The organism is Cellulosimicrobium cellulans, from assembly GCF_016907755.1.
Lineage (GTDB): Bacteria > Actinomycetota > Actinomycetes > Actinomycetales > Cellulomonadaceae > Cellulosimicrobium > Cellulosimicrobium cellulans_D.
On the sequence record NZ_JAFBCN010000001.1, the window covers coordinates 2,605,367 to 2,619,223 of the forward strand.

Annotated in this window: 12 protein-coding genes; 3 read left to right on the forward strand and 9 right to left on the reverse strand. The window is 74.2% G+C overall.

What is annotated here, in order from left to right:
* Positions 1 to 59 precede the first annotated feature (59 nt).
* Complete coding sequence (locus tag JOE63_RS11255) at positions 60 to 815, forward strand: PIG-L deacetylase family protein (protein WP_087471919.1); 756 nt, start codon at positions 60 to 62, stop codon at positions 813 to 815.
* A 1-nt stretch (position 816) separates the two neighbouring features.
* Here JOE63_RS11255 and JOE63_RS11260 read toward each other — a convergent pair whose 3' ends face one another.
* The 6 genes from JOE63_RS11260 to JOE63_RS11285 all read right to left on the reverse strand — a co-directional run bounded on the left by JOE63_RS11260 (position 817) and on the right by JOE63_RS11285 (position 8,120).
* On the reverse strand, positions 817 to 1,389 hold the full coding sequence (locus JOE63_RS11260; protein ID WP_204541412.1) for a hypothetical protein: 573 nt from the start codon (positions 1,387 to 1,389) through the stop codon (positions 817 to 819).
* Between the two features lie 116 nt (positions 1,390 to 1,505).
* Positions 1,506 to 3,671 carry a 3-hydroxyacyl-CoA dehydrogenase NAD-binding domain-containing protein gene (locus tag JOE63_RS11265; RefSeq protein WP_204541415.1) on the reverse strand — a complete coding sequence of 722 codons (2,166 nt, stop codon included), beginning with the start codon at positions 3,669 to 3,671 and terminating at the stop codon, positions 1,506 to 1,508.
* A 2-nt stretch (positions 3,672 to 3,673) separates the two neighbouring features.
* Positions 3,674 to 4,969 carry a thiolase family protein gene (locus JOE63_RS11270; RefSeq protein ID WP_087471922.1) on the reverse strand — a complete coding sequence of 432 codons (1,296 nt, stop codon included), beginning with the start codon at positions 4,967 to 4,969 and terminating at the stop codon, positions 3,674 to 3,676.
* A 191-nt stretch (positions 4,970 to 5,160) separates the two neighbouring features.
* The gene (locus JOE63_RS11275; protein WP_244286138.1) at positions 5,161 to 6,204 is read right to left on the reverse strand and encodes a lipid II:glycine glycyltransferase FemX; all 1,044 of its coding nucleotides are present in this window, start codon (positions 6,202 to 6,204) and stop codon (positions 5,161 to 5,163) included.
* Positions 6,205 to 6,225: 21 nt separating this feature from the next.
* A complete protein-coding gene (locus tag JOE63_RS11280; RefSeq protein ID WP_087471923.1) occupies positions 6,226 to 7,500 on the reverse strand; it encodes an HRDC domain-containing protein in 1,275 nt (424 codons plus the stop codon).
* Positions 7,497 to 8,120 (reverse strand): DUF3000 domain-containing protein, encoded by a 624-nt coding sequence (locus JOE63_RS11285; RefSeq protein ID WP_244286139.1) that lies wholly within the window; start codon positions 8,118 to 8,120, stop codon positions 7,497 to 7,499. Before JOE63_RS11285 ends, JOE63_RS11280 begins: the two co-directional genes overlap by 4 nt.
* A gap of 264 nt (positions 8,121 to 8,384) precedes the next feature.
* On the opposite strand from JOE63_RS11285, the gene gndA reads away from it, so the two are divergent.
* Positions 8,385 to 9,821, forward strand: coding sequence for an NADP-dependent phosphogluconate dehydrogenase (gene gndA / locus JOE63_RS11290; RefSeq protein ID WP_087471924.1), 1,437 nt, complete (start codon positions 8,385 to 8,387; stop codon positions 9,819 to 9,821).
* A 201-nt stretch (positions 9,822 to 10,022) separates the two neighbouring features.
* Positions 10,023 to 11,192, forward strand: coding sequence for a DegT/DnrJ/EryC1/StrS family aminotransferase (locus JOE63_RS11295; protein ID WP_204541418.1), 1,170 nt, complete (start codon positions 10,023 to 10,025; stop codon positions 11,190 to 11,192).
* Positions 11,193 to 11,285: 93 nt separating this feature from the next.
* On the opposite strand, the gene JOE63_RS11300 is transcribed toward JOE63_RS11295, so the two are convergent.
* From JOE63_RS11300 to JOE63_RS11310, 3 genes are read right to left on the reverse strand one after another with little or no spacing between them, the layout of a single operon-like run.
* Complete coding sequence (locus JOE63_RS11300) at positions 11,286 to 12,518, reverse strand: carboxylate--amine ligase (protein ID WP_204541421.1); 1,233 nt, start codon at positions 12,516 to 12,518, stop codon at positions 11,286 to 11,288.
* Positions 12,519 to 12,566: 48 nt separating this feature from the next.
* The gene (locus tag JOE63_RS11305; protein WP_204541424.1) at positions 12,567 to 13,250 is read right to left on the reverse strand and encodes an HAD family hydrolase; all 684 of its coding nucleotides are present in this window, start codon (positions 13,248 to 13,250) and stop codon (positions 12,567 to 12,569) included.
* Positions 13,247 to 13,843: a GNAT family N-acetyltransferase gene (locus tag JOE63_RS11310; protein WP_204541428.1), complete on the reverse strand. Its 597-nt coding sequence runs from the start codon at positions 13,841 to 13,843 to the stop codon at positions 13,247 to 13,249. The genes JOE63_RS11305 and JOE63_RS11310 overlap by 4 nt, the downstream gene beginning before the upstream one ends.
* Positions 13,844 to 13,857: the final 14 nt, after the last annotated feature.

Below are 13,857 nucleotides of genomic sequence, written 5' to 3' on the forward strand. Positions count from 1 at the left end.
CGCGGCGTCGTGCACCCGGTCGGCGCGCTTGCTGGTGCGGCACGGCATAGCGTGGCGTCATGACCGCGACGGACGCCCTTCCCCCGCTCACCCCGCTGCCCGAGGACTGGTCCACGGCGCTCGCGGTCGTCGCCCATCCCGACGACATGGAGTTCGGCGCCGCCGCTGCGGTCGCGCGATGGACGGGGCAGGGCAAGCGGGTCGTGTACTGCATGGTCACGAGCGGCGAGGCCGGCATCGACGGCATGGATCCCGACGAGGCGCGGCGCGTGCGCGAGGCGGAGCAGGTCGAGTCCGGGCGGATCGTCGGCGTCGAGGAGGTCGAGTTCCTCGGGCTGCCCGACGGCGTGCTCGAGTACGGCCTGCCGCTGCGGCGGGCGATCGCGGGCGCGATCCGGCGCCACCGGCCCGACGTCGTCATCACCGGGAACTACCGCGAGACGTTCCCGGGCGGGATGCTCAACCAGGCGGACCACATCGCGACGGGACGGGCCGTCGTGGACGCCGTGCGCGACGCGGGGAACCGGTGGGTGTTCCGCGAGCAGGTCGAGACGGACGGGGTCGAGCCCTGGGGTGGCGTGCGCCAGGTCTGGGTCGCGGCCTCGCCCGACGGCGCGCACGGCGTCGACGTGAGCGCGACGTTCGACGCGGGGGTCGCGTCCCTGCGCGCGCACGCCGCCTACCTCGACGGCCTCGGCTGGGCGGACTTCGACCCGGCCGCGTTCCTCGCGTCCATGAGCGCGCCCACGGGCGAGCGCATGGGTGTCACCCACGCGGTCGCCTTCGAGGTCCTGCGCATGGGCTGGGAGGACTGACTCAGGCCGGGTCCGGCTGCGCCTCGACCTCGACGACCTTGAGCTCGGGCGCGAACCCGTAGAGCCTGCCGTCCTGCGCGCCGACCCACCACTTCCCGCACATCGCGGTGGCGCCCTGCTCCGTGCCCTCCTCCCACCACGACGCCCTGAGCGTCGCCGTCGTGCGGAAGTCCGCCGCGGTCAGCTCGCCGCGCTCGGGTCGAGGCTCCAGCGGGTGCTCCGCCGAGACGGGCGTGCAGCTCTCGGGCAGGGCGCCGAGGTCGGCCGTCATCGTGAGGATCCGCTCGTCGCCCGTCGTGCGGACCACCTCGCGCACGTCGGTGGCGGAGTCGGGCACCCAGTCGGGCAGGACGCCCTCGGTCTTGCCGGCCTCGCCCGTCACGAACTCATAGGTCTTGGTGTGGCCGGCCCGGTTCTCCGCGACCGCCTCGCCGATGCTGCCGCACGCGGAGAGCAGGAGGGCAGCGCCGGCGGCGAGCGTGAGGGCGCCGAGCATCCGGCGCTCGGTCGTGCCGCGCGGCGTCGTGGTCAGGGGGAGGTCGGTGGCGGGCTGGGCGGGGGTGCGGTTCGTCATGGCCACGACGCTACGGAGCGCGTGGCGCCAGCGGATCGGGCCGCGAGCGGAACCTCCGCGCGGTCGTCGTACGACCACGGGAGGGCGCTCGCGGCCCGGCGTCCGACCCCGGTCGCTCAGGCGCGCGACGCCGCCGGGACGTTCGCGACGCCGTCGGGCAGGAAGCGGCGGCCCAGGACCTTCTCGCTGTAGCCCGTGCGGTCGAGGTACGGCGTGATGCCGCCGAGGTGGAAGCCCCACCCGGCGCCGAGGATCATGCACAGGTCGATCTGCGACGGGCTCGCGACCACGCCCTCGTCGAGCATGAGCCCGATCTCCTGCGTGAGCGCTGTGAGCACGGAGTCGAGGACGCCGGCCTCGTCCAGCGCCCCGTCGCCGCCCGCCACACCCGTGCCGAAGACCCACTGGATCGCCGGGTCGACGGGCTTGGGCAGGCCCTTCGGCGCGTCGAGGACGACGGGGATCTGCTCGTCCACGATGCGCTGCAGGCCGGGGGACGCAGGGAACCGGTCGCCCAGGTCCTCCCGCAGCGACGTGAGGACGTGCAGGCCGACGGCCGGGCCGACGAGGTCGAAGAGCGCGAACGGCGGCATCGGCAGGCCGAGCGGCGCGACGGCGCGGTCCGCGACCTCGACCGACGTGCCGTTCTCGACCGCCTCGACGATCTTGCCCATGAGCAGGATGAGCAGGCGGTTGACGACGAACCCGGGCCGGTCGGCGACGAGCACCGCCGTCTTGCGGAGCTTCTTCGTCATGGCGAACGCCGTCGCGAGGGCGGCGTCGTCGGTCTTCGCCGCCTGGATGATCTCGACGAGCGGCATCTGGGCGACGGGGTTGAAGAAGTGCATCCCGACGACGCGCTCGGGGTGCTGCAGGTCGGCCGCCATCTCCGTGATGGACAGCGCGGACGTGTTGGTGAGCAGCACGGCCTCGGGCGAGAGGACGCCCTCGAGCTCGGCGAAGACCTTCTTCTTGAGCCCCAGGATCTCCGTGACCGCCTCGATGACGACGTCGCAGCCCGCGAAGTCGCCGAGCTCGGTCGTGCCGTGCACGGAGCCGACGATGCGCGCGCCGGTGTCCGCGGACATGCGACCCGAGCCGACGAGCTTCTCGACCGTCGAACGGACGTAGCCGAGGCCCTTGTCGACGCGCTCCTGGTCGAGGTCGCGCATGACGACCGGCACCTGGAGGCGCTGCGCGAACAGGAGCGCGATCTGCGCGGCCATGAGCCCGGCGCCGACGATCCCGACGCGGGTGACGGGGCGGGCGAGCTTCGCGTCGGGCGCGCCCTGGGGCCGCTTGCCCTTCGAGACGAGCTGGAACGCGTAGACGCTCGCGCGCATCTCGTCGCTCATGATGAGGTCGGCCAGGGCCTCGTCCTCGGCGGCGAACGCCTCCTCGCGCGACGCGGTGCGCGCGGCGGCGACCAGGTCGAGCGCGCGGTACGGGGCGGGGCGCGAGCCCGCGACCACGGCGTCGAGGCGCTGACGCGTCCCGGCGACGACGGCGTCCCACACGGGCTGCGGGTCGAGCTCGCGGCGCTCGACCACGATCTCGCCGCGCAGCACGGCCTCGGCCCAGCGCAGCGACGACTCGAGGAAGTCGGGCGCCTCGAAGAGCGCATCGACGAGCCCGATCTCGTACGCCTCCTTCGCCTTGAACGGCTTGTTCGCGGCCGGGCGGGCGAGGATGACGTCCATCGCCTTCTCGACGCCGAGCAGGCGCGGCACGAGGTAGGCGCCGCCCCAGCCGGGGACCAGGCCCAGGCCGACCTCGGGCAGCGCGAGCGCGCCGGCGTCGGACGCGACGGTCCGGTACGTGCAGTTGAGCGCGACCTCGAGGCCGCCGCCGAGCGCGACGCCGTTGACGAACGCGAACGTCGGCACGCCCATGTCCTGCAGCAGCGTGTATGCGGCGTGCCCGGCGCGCCCGAGGGCCAGCGCGTCGTCGCGCACCTGGACGGCCGCGGCCTGCGTGAGGTCCGCGCCCGCGGCGAGGAAGTACGGCTTGCCGGTGATCGCGACGGCGACGATCTCGCCGTCCGCGGCCCGGCGCCGCAGCGCCTCGAGGGCCGCGTGCAGCTCCGCGAGGCCCTCGGGGCCGAGCGTCGTCGGCTTGGTGTGGTCGAGCCCGTTGTCGAGCGTGACGAGGGCGAGCGTGCCCGTCCCGCCGGGGAGCGCGACGTCGCGCACGCGCGAGTGCGTCACGCGCTCGGCGCGCGCGGCGTCCTTCGAGGCGTCCTGGGATGCAGCCGGGGTCTGGGTGTCGGTCGGTGCGCTCATCGTCAGTTCTCCGCGGTCTCGAAGGTGTGGCCGGAGTAGTCGGCGTGGTGCGGGTTCTCCCAGATCACGGTGCCGCCCATGCCGAGGCCGACGCACATGGTCGTCAGGCCGTAGCGCACCTCGGGGTGCTGCTCGAACTGGCGCGCGAGCTGCGTCATGAGGCGCACGCCCGACGACGCGAGCGGGTGGCCCATGGCGATGGCGCCGCCGTACTGGTTGACGCGCTCGTCGTCGTCCGCGATGCCGAAGTGGTCGAGGAACGCGAGCACCTGGACCGCGAACGCCTCGTTGATCTCGAACAGGCCGATGTCGTCGATCGTGAGGCCCGCGGACGCGAGCGCGCGCTCGGTCGCGGGGACCGGCCCGATGCCCATGACCTCGGGGTCGACGCCCGCGTACGCGTACGCGACGAGGCGCATGCGCGCCGGCAGGCCCAGCTCGTCGGCGACGTCGCCCGCGGCGAGCAGGCACGCCGTCGCGCCGTCGGTGAGCGGCGAGGCGTTGCCCGCGGTGACCTTGCCGCCGGGGCGGAACGGGGTCTTGAGGTCGCGGATCGAGTCGACCGTCGTGCCAGGTCGGGGCAGCTCGTCGGCCGTGGCCAGGCCCCACCCGAGCTCGGTCGACCGGGTCGCGACCGGCACGAGGTCGGGGGAGATGTCGCCGTTCGCGAGGGCCTTGGCGTACTTGGCCTGGCTCGCGACGGCGTAGGCGTCGGCGCGCTCCTTGGTGAGGTGCGGGTACCGGTCGTGCAGGTTCTCGGCCGTGGCGCCCATGACGAGCGCGGAGGAGTCGACGAGGCGCTCGGCGACGAACCGCGGGTTCGGGTCCGACCCCTCGCCCATGGGGTGGTGCCCCATGTGCTCGACTCCGCCCGCCACCACGACGTCCTGCGCGCCCACGGCGACGTTCGCCGCGGTCGTCGTGACCGCCGTCATCGCGCCCGCGCACATGCGGTCGATCGCGAAGCCGGGCACCGACTTGGGCAGCCCCGCGAGGACGGCGACGCTGCGGCCGAGGGTGAGGCCCTGGTCGCCGGTCTGCGTCGTCGCGGCGAGCGCGAGCTCGTCGATGCGCTCCGCGGGCAGCTCGGGACGGCGGCGCAGCAGCTCGCGGATCGTCTTCACGGCGAGGTCGTCCGCGCGGGTCTCGGCGTAGATCCCGTCGGGGCGCGCCTTGCCGAACGGGCTGCGCACGCCCTCGACGAACACGACGTCGCGCACGGGGCGCCGACGCGAGCGCTGGCTGGCCGCCTGGGTGGGTGCCGAGGTGGGAGAGGGGGCCTCGTTGGCCACGGTCATGGCATCTCCATCCGATGCAGATGGTCGGGACGGCGGTGTCCGGGAGCGGCACCGCTCGGGGGTCGTACGTGCGATACACGCTACCGCGGGTATCGGGAAAGCACGAGACCGATGCTACGACATGAAGAGACCCGGTATCGCATCGCGCGATACCGGGTCTCTCCGGGGTCCGGGGTGGTCGGGAGCCCGCGTCAGCGGCTCCCGCGGAGCTTGCGCACGACCTTCTTCGCGGTCGGCAGGCCCTTGTTCCACGCCGAGTACCACATCGAGAACGGCACGTCGACGCTGTGCACCAGCTCGTCGTCGTGCTGCGCGAAGCTGCGCTTGAACTCGCTGATCCCGTCGTTGAGCAGCCCGTTCATGTCGTAGCGCACGAGGCCCGACTCCTGGGCGAGCGTGATGGCGTGCCACTTCACGGGGGCGTTGGCGCGCAGCTTGCGCCCCGCGTCGTTGATCCCGCCGTAGAGCTCGAACGACGTCGTCGCGGACGACACGCACCACACGAACGACACCGGGGCGCCCTCGGAGAACGCGGCGACGAGCACCGAGTGCTCGCCGAGCTCGCGGTGGATCGCGAGGTAGTACTCGTCGTCGTGCAGCGCGAAGCCCGCGCGCTCGGCCGTCTCGTGGTAGACGTCGAGCACCTGGCGCACCTCGGCCTCGTCCGTCACGCGGCGCACCTCGAGCCCGGTGCGCGCGGCCTTGCGGATGTCGTACCGCGTCGACTTGCCCATGGCCTTCGTCAGCTCGTCCTCGGACTTCGTCAGGTCGAGGATCAGCGTGACCGGGTAGAGGATCGGGTTCGCCGCGGGACGGGCGTCGGGCAGCGCGAGGTGCGTCCCGACCGGCCAGTCGGGCTCGATCGTGACGCCCACGCCGCCGACCGTCGTCTTGCACCACGCGACGACCGCCCGGGTCACGGCGTCGCGCGTCGCGTCGTCGCCCACGCCCGGGCCGGCACCCCAGCCGTCTCCCGCCGGCGCGATCACGGGCCCGCGCGGCACGTGGCACAGCGCCTTGAACTGGGCCGGGAGCGACCGCACGAGCACCTGCGCCAGGCCGCGGACGCGGCCGTCGGCGTCCACCGCCTCCACGCGGTGCGGGGTCCACGCCCCCGTGGCCTTGACCTCGCCCCAGCCCCAGAGCTGGAGGGGGTGGCCGCCGAGCTCGTTCACCCGGGCGTCCCAGGAGGCGCGGTCGGTGACTGTCCGGATCGTCAGGTTCGCGTCGTGCACGCGGACGACCCTACCCGCTCGCTACGCTCCGGCGATGCTCCCGAACGCCTCCGCGAGGGGCTGCGCGACGAGCGCCACCTGCCAGTCGCGGGCGCCCCGCCCGTGCAGGAACGCGGAGATCCCCGCCGCGTCCAGCGGGTCCGGCGGCGTCCAGCACAGGCGCCGCAGCGCGTCGGGCTGGAGCACGTTCTCCACGGGGACCGCGAGCCGCTCCGAGATCCCCTGCACGACGGCGCGCGCCGCCTCCAGGCGGGCCGCGGCGCCCGGGTCGCGGTCGGCCCACGCGCGCGGCGGCGGCGGGGCGTCGGTGCGCGGTCCGCGCGTCGTGGGGAGGGCGTTCGCGGGCAGCGCGAGCGCGGTGTCGATGGCGCGCTGCCAGTACGCCGCCCGGCGGCGCGTGCCCTTGCCCGCGAACGGCGGCAGGTCGACGAGCTGACCTGCGGTGCGTGGCAGCGCCTCCGCCGCGGCGACGATCGCGCGGTCGGGCAGCACCCGGCCCGGCGCGATGTCGCGCGCGCGAGCGGTCGCGTCGCGGGCCTCCCACAGGCTCCGCACGACCGCCAGCCGACGCGGGTCGCGCAGCGTGTGCGTGCCGGACGTGCGCCGCCACGGCTCGGGGCGCGGCGGCGGCGGACCTGCGGTCCGCACCGCCTCGAACTCCTCCGCCGCCCAGCCGGCCTTGCCCGCGTCCTCGAGCCGCTCGCCGAGGGCGCGGCGCAGCGGGACGAGCACCTCGACGTCGAGCGCGGCGTACCGCAGCCAGTCGTCCGGGAGCGGGCGGGTCGACCAGTCGACCGCCGAGTGCTCCTTCGCGAGGCCGAGGCCGAGCACGTCCGCGACGACGGCCGCGAGGCCGACGCGCTCCATGCCGAGCAGGCGGGCCGCGAGCTCGGTGTCGAACACGCTCGCCGGGACCACGCCGTGCTCCGCGAGGCCCGGCAGGTCCTGGGACGCCGCGTGCAGCACCCACTCCGCGTCCCCGACCGCCTCGCGCAGCGGCGACAGGTCGGGAACGGCGACGGGGTCGACGAGCGCCGTCCCGGCGCCCTCGCGGCGGACCTGGACGAGGTAGGTGCGCTGGCCGTAGCGGTAGCCCGACGCGCGCTCCGCGTCGGCGGCGACCGGGCCGCTCGCAGCGGCGAACGCGTCGACGACGCGGGCGAAGGCCGCGGGGGTGTCGACGACGCGGCCGAGCCCGTCGGACGGCTCGGTGAGCGGCGTGACGACGGTCTGCTGCGTGCCGGTCGCGGGGGTCGGGTCGAGCGGCGGGGGTGCGGGTGCTGCGGTCGAGCTCATGGGTTCACGGTATTGCGTCGGGCGGGGGGTCGAGCACCGAGGGGCGTGACGCCGTCGGGCAGGGGAGGCAGCCCGGCGGCCGTGCACAGCAGCTGCGCCCACGCCGCGAGATGGTCACCGAGGTCCGCGGCGCCGTCGTTCCCCGCGGGCACCGGGGTCCATGACGCGCGCATCTCCAGCTCGACGTCGTTGTCCTTCCCGGCGAGCGCGCCGAAGCTCTGCGACAGCACGCGCGTCACGGTGCCGCCCTCCGCGCGCACGGCCGCTCCCGTGTCGTGGAGCGCGTCCTCGAGCCAGGTCCACGCGACCTCGGCGAGCATCTCCTCGGACGCCATCTCCGGCTCGAGCGTCGCGCGCACCATCGTCACGACGCGGAAGCTGCCCTGCCAGGCCTCCTGACCCTCGGGGTCGTGGAGCACGATGAACCGCCCCGACGCGAGGTCGGGGTCCTCGGCGCGCGGCGCCTCGACCTCGCCGGTGAGCGCGACCGACCAGGGCGCGATCCGGCGGGGGGCGGGGACCTCGCGCAACGTCACCTCGGGTCGTAGCCGCCGCGCGCCGAGAGCGTCGAGGACGGCACGGAACTCCGGGGGAGCGTCGGTCCCGTGAGCGGTGATCACCCTCGGCACACTACGAGCCGACCGGACGAACCGGACGCACGCCGCGCGGCTGTCATCGAATCGTGATCCCGACTTCGTCAAGAACGCTGCGGGTGACCGGATCGTGGCCCCTCGGGAGCGGTGCGGCGCACGAGGACTAGGCTGGCCGCGTATCCATCACCGGTGCACCCGGCCGCGCGCCCGCGCCCGGCCGGAACGGTTCCGCGCCCTCCCCGCGCGCAGCCGTCGTGCGCCGGGACCGACCCTCGAGGAGCAGGGAAGCAGATGTCAGCACGCGCACAGATCGGTGTGACCGGACTCGCCGTCATGGGTCGCAACCTGGCCCGCAACTTCGCCCGGCACGGCTACACGGTCGCGGTGCACAACCGCTCGTACGCCAAGACCGAGTCCCTGATCGCCGAGGCGGGCAGCGAGGGCGACTTCGTCCCGTCCGAGTCGATGGCCGACTTCGTCGCGTCGCTCGAGCGCCCGCGCAAGGTCGTCATCATGGTCAAGGCGGGCGCGGCCACCGACGCCGTCATCGACGAGCTCGTGCCGCTGCTGGAGGAGGGCGACATCGTCGTCGACGCCGGCAACGCGCACTTCCCGGACACGATCCGCCGGGAGAAGGCGCTCGCGGCGCAGGGCCTGCACTTCGTCGGCACCGGCGTCTCGGGCGGCGAGGAGGGCGCGCTCAACGGCCCGTCGATCATGCCCGGCGGCACGCGCGAGTCCTACCAGAGCCTCGGCCCGATCCTCGAGGACATCTCGGCGAAGGTCGACGGCGTGCCGTGCTGCACCTACGTCGGCCCCGACGGCGCCGGCCACTTCGTCAAGATGGTGCACAACGGCATCGAGTACGCCGACATGCAGCTCATCGCCGAGGCCTACGACCTGCTCAAGCAGGGGCTCGGCGCGTCGGCGCAGGAGATCGGCGAGATCTTCGCGCAGTGGAACACGGGCGACCTCGAGTCGTTCCTCATCGAGATCACCGCGGACGTGCTCCAGCACGTGGACGCGGAGACCGGCAAGGCGTTCGTCGACGTCGTGCTCGACCAGGCCGAGCAGAAGGGCACCGGCCGCTGGACGGTGCAGAACGGCCTCGACCTCGGCGTGCCGATCACCGGCATCGCCGAGGCGACGTTCGCCCGCGCGCTGTCCGGCTCGGTCCCGCAGCGCGAGGCAGGCCGAGCGGCGCTGCCCGCCGACGCCGCCGCGTGGGACGTGCAGGACCGCGACGCGTTCGTCGAGGACGTGCGCCTCGCGCTCTACGCGTCGAAGGTCGTCGCGTACTCGCAGGGCTTCGACCAGATCGCGGCGGCCTCCGCCGAGTACGGCTGGGACATCGACCGCGGCGCGATGGCCCGCATCTGGCGCGGCGGCTGCATCATCCGCGCGCGCTTCCTCAACCGCATCACCGAGGCGTACGAGCGCGACGCGCAGCTCCCGCTGCTCCTCGCGGACGAGTACTTCACCGGCGCGGTGGGCAACGGCCTCGCCGCGTGGCGTCGGGTCGTGTCGCAGGCCGCGCTGAACGGCGTCCCCACGCCCGCGTTCTCGTCGTCGCTCGCCTACTACGACGGCGTCCGGGCCGAGCGCCTGCCCGCCGCGCTCATCCAGGCGCAGCGCGACTTCTTCGGCGCGCACACCTACCGCCGCGTCGACAAGGCGGGCACGTTCCACACCGAGTGGTCGGGCGACCGGACCGAGTCCGACGCCTGACGGCTCGCCACCGCACGCACCGACGGCGGTCGTCGCGCTCCGGCGCGGCGGCCGCCGTCGCGTGTCCGCCCCTCCCGGGTCGGGCCCGACGCCGCACGCGCGGACCAGGCCCGTCGGGTGACGTGGCAGGCTAGGCCCGGCGGGCCGCTGCGTCGGCTCGACCTGTCTGACCCCCTCTGACGCCGGACGACACGGAGAACGATGAGCCGCCACCCGCAGGACGCGACCGCGACGAGGATGCTCGCCGACCGGACGGGCACCGACCCGGCCGACTGGTTCCTCGTCTTCAAGGCCCGCTACGGGATGGAGGTCGTGTTCCGGGCGCTCGCCGCGGCGCGCGGTGCGGGCGACGTGGTCACCCAGGTGTTCACGTGCTCGACGGCCGTCGACCCCGTCCTCGTGGCCGGTCTGCGGCCCGTCTACGCCGAGGTCTCCCCGGCGACCGTCGCGATCGACCCCGACCGGCTCGCGGTCGGGCCGGACACGCGCGCCGTCGTGCTGCAGAACACGTTCGGCATCGTCGACGACGCGACCGCGCTCCGGCTGCGCGCCGCCGCGCGCTCCGTCGGCGCGCTGCTCGTCGAGGACAGCGCGCACTGCGTGACGCGCCTCGCGCGCGACGCGGACGGGTCGCCCGTCGCGGACGTGTCGTTCCACTCGTTCGGCGTCGAGAAGATGCTCCCCACGCGATTCGGGGGAGCCGTCTGGGTGAACCCGGCGCTCGACCCGGCGCTGCGCGCCGCGATCGTGTCCGCGCTCGACGTGCTGCCGGTCGTCGGGGCCCGGCTCGACCTCGCCGCGCGCAGCTTCCGGACGCAGGTGCGCGTGCTCAACCGGCTCCCGGGCGGCGCGGCGGGGACGGTGCGTGGCGCGCTCACCGCCGTCGGCGCGTACGAGCCGGCGATCGCCCCCGTCGAGAACCGGGGCGGCCTCGCGCACCCGCCGCTGCGGCCGTCGTCGTGGGTCACCGGCCGGATGGTCGACGCGCTGCGGTCGAGCGGCGACGTCGAGGCGCGCCGCGCGGACACCGTCGCGGAGTACGTGCGCGGGCTGTCCGGCGTCGTCGAGGTGCCGGCGGGCATCGGCGAGCGCGCGCCGCTGGTCCGGTTCCCCTTCTTCGCGCCCGACGCGCCGACCGCCGACCGGCTCGTGCGCGAGCTGACGGCCGCCGGGTTCTACGTCGGCAAGTGGTACCGGCCCGCGCTGTTCCCCGGCCCGGACGACCCGACGGTCTACGGGTACACGCCCGGCGACCCCGCGCTCGCGACGACCGAGGACCTCGTGGCGCGCGTCGTCAACCTGCCGACCACGGTGGGAGTCGCGACGGCGCGCCGCATCGTCGAGGCCGTGCGGTCGGCACTGGGCGCCTGAGACCCTCGACCAGGCGATCCCCGCCGGCCGAACAGGCGATCGCCGCGCGTCAGTGACGCGGGACGCGCCGAGACCGCCTGGTCGGCGGGAGGGTCATGCCGACGGGCGCGAGCGCGCGAACTTCACGTAGTCGAGCGTGTGGCGCAGGTCGACGCGCCACACGTCGACCCGGCGGCGCAGGCTCCTGTCGGGCGCGTAGCGCAGCGTGTGCCACACCCCGTGCTTGCGCGCCTTCTTCACGCGGTGGCGCAGCGACACGGGCACGAGGGCGCGCACGACGGGGTAGGGCACGTTGACCCACAGCCGAGCCTCCGACGTGACCTGCTCCGGCAGCTCGCGCCCGTGCACGAGGTCCTCGACGTAGCAGCGCGCGAGGTTGCCGCCCGCCGCCATCGTGTAGAAGCTCGCGGCGCCCTGGCGCAGGTTGACCTCGAGGATCTTGCTCGTGCCCGTGCGGCGGTCGTACATGACGTCGAGGTTCGCGGCGCCGACGTAACCGAGGCTGTCGAGCAGGTGCCGGACCGACTCGGTGAGCTTGTCGTCCTTCATCGTCACGACGGCGTTGTAGTTCCCGACGAGCTTCGGGTCGTACTCGCCGAGCACGATCTGCGCCGCGGAGAGGAACCGCAGACGGCCGTGCCGGTCGGAGTACGTGTTGACCACGCGCATGACCGACTCGTCGCCCGCGAGGTACTCCTGGACGATGAGGTCGTCCGTGTACCCCGCGGCGTAGACGCGGCGCGCGACGTCGCGCAGCTCGGCCGCGTCCTGCACGAGGTAGACCTTCTTCTTGCCCTCGAACCGCAGGCGCGGGTACGTGTCCGTGTCCGACGGCTTGAGGATGAGCGGGTACGGGAACGGCAGGTTCTCGCCGAAGCCCGGGGCGTCGACGTCCGCCGCCGTCGCGATCACCGTCTCCGGGTGCGGCACGCCCAGCTCCGCGCAGGTGCGGTAGAAGTCCGTCTTGTTCATGAGGCGCGCGGCCAGCTCCTGGCCGACGAGCGGGATGACGTAGAGGTCCTCGAGCTCGGCGCGGTGCGCGATCACGACGTTCGTGTAGAACTCGATGTTCGCGATGAGCAGGCGCTTCCGGCCCGGGAACTCCTCGGCCAGCTCGCGCAGGACCGCGACGATGCGCTCCGGGTCGTCGAAGTCGCGGTAGGTGCGCACGTCGACGATGCGGGAGTCCGCCGTCTCCCGCAGCGGGAAGCGGCCCAGGGCCAGCGTGCGGACGCCGTACGCCTCGTGCAACGACCTCGCGATGTTGTAGGTGTTGAGGTTGGTCCCCAGGACGATGGGGAGGAACTCGGCGTTGCCGTACGTCATCGCGGAGGGTCGTCCGTTTCTCTGTGTGGTCGGCGGGCGTCCGCCATCCTACGGGCCGGGTACGGCCAGGCCCGGGCTGCCGTCGCTCGTGACGCCCTCAGCCGCGGTGCCGTGACCTGCCCGGACGGCGACGCCGTGCCCGGCCAGCACGCGCACGAGCTCGTCGTGGCCCCGCGAGACGTCCCAGTGCACCCCGACCATGCCCGCGGCGCGCGCGCCCTCGACGTTGCGTGCGGTGTCGTCGACGAACAGCACCTCGCCCGGTTCCGCACCGATGCGTCGGGCCGCCTCGACGAAGAACCGCGGGTCGGGCTTGGCGAGCCCGAGCTCGCACGAGTACCAGCTCGTGTCGAACTCGGCGTCGTAGCCGAGGGTCTGGCGCATGAACGGCACGCGCCGGCTCTCCTGGTTGGTGCCGAGGTGCACGCCGTAGCCGCTCGCCCGCAGCCCGCGCACGAGGTCGAACGACGCGTCCACGACCTCGAGCGCGTCGAACCAGATTGCGCGGTAGACGTCCTCCGCCGGCTCCGCCACGCCGTAGCGCTCCAGACCCGCGGCGAGCACGGGGAGGTAGTCGCCGTCGCCCACGAGCATGGGCAGGTCCTCGCTCCACGTGTCGCGGACGAAGTCATGCGCCCGGTCGCCCAGGTAGCGCGCGACCGCCGCGTACCAGCCGTCGGGGATGTGCTGGAGCACGCCGTCGGCGTCGAACAGGACGTGGCGCACGGTCATGGCCGCCACCCTAGCGACGGGCCCGGGGCGATCCGGGCGTGGGTGTGCATGTCGTGCCACCCGTCGGCGTGCAGCACGGCCGAGCGCCGGACCCCTTCCGCGTCGAAGCCCGCCGAGGCGGCCGCGCGGCACGACGGTGCGTTGTCGACCGAGTGCTCGAGCCACAGCCGGTGGAAGCCGGCGCCGAAGGCCCATCGCGTCGCGGTGCGCAGCGCGCACGGCGCGACCCCCTGGCCGCGGGCCGCGGGCACCGTCCAGTAGGCGACCTCGGCGCTCCCGTCCTGCAGCGACACCTCGCGCAGCGCGAGGCGCCCGCGGAGCGCGCCCTCCGGGTCGACGACGGCCCACGAGGCCCCGGCCCCCTCGCCCCAGCGCGCCGCCCACCCGAGCGCGACGTCGCGCGCCTCGGCGTCGGTCGTGAGCGACCGGACGTGCCACCGCCGCACCGCCGGGTCGTCGTACACCTCGCGCAGCGCGGGGGCGTCGTCACCGGTCCACGGGCGCAGCCGCAGGCCGTCGCCGGTGTCGAGCACGGGCTGCGGCGAGGCGAAGGTGCGCGGGTCGACCGCCGGTCCGGCGAGCATCGGAGCCATGGGCACAGCATGGC

Coding starts and splice junctions, on each gene's coding strand:
- JOE63_RS11255 (WP_087471919.1), top strand. CDS start 60: ATGACCGCGACGGACGCCCTTCCCCCGCTCACCCCGCTGCCCGAGGAC.
- JOE63_RS11260 (WP_204541412.1), bottom strand. CDS start 1,389: ATGACGAACCGCACCCCCGCCCAGCCCGCCACCGACCTCCCCCTGACC.
- JOE63_RS11265 (WP_204541415.1), bottom strand. CDS start 3,671: ATGAGCGCACCGACCGACACCCAGACCCCGGCTGCATCCCAGGACGCC.
- JOE63_RS11270 (WP_087471922.1), bottom strand. CDS start 4,969: ATGACCGTGGCCAACGAGGCCCCCTCTCCCACCTCGGCACCCACCCAG.
- JOE63_RS11280 (WP_087471923.1), bottom strand. CDS start 7,500: ATGAGCTCGACCGCAGCACCCGCACCCCCGCCGCTCGACCCGACCCCC.
- gndA (WP_087471924.1), top strand. CDS start 8,385: ATGTCAGCACGCGCACAGATCGGTGTGACCGGACTCGCCGTCATGGGT.
- JOE63_RS11295 (WP_204541418.1), top strand. CDS start 10,023: ATGAGCCGCCACCCGCAGGACGCGACCGCGACGAGGATGCTCGCCGAC.
- JOE63_RS11300 (WP_204541421.1), bottom strand. CDS start 12,518: ATGACGTACGGCAACGCCGAGTTCCTCCCCATCGTCCTGGGGACCAAC.
- JOE63_RS11305 (WP_204541424.1), bottom strand. CDS start 13,250: ATGACCGTGCGCCACGTCCTGTTCGACGCCGACGGCGTGCTCCAGCAC.
- JOE63_RS11310 (WP_204541428.1), bottom strand. CDS start 13,843: ATGGCTCCGATGCTCGCCGGACCGGCGGTCGACCCGCGCACCTTCGCC.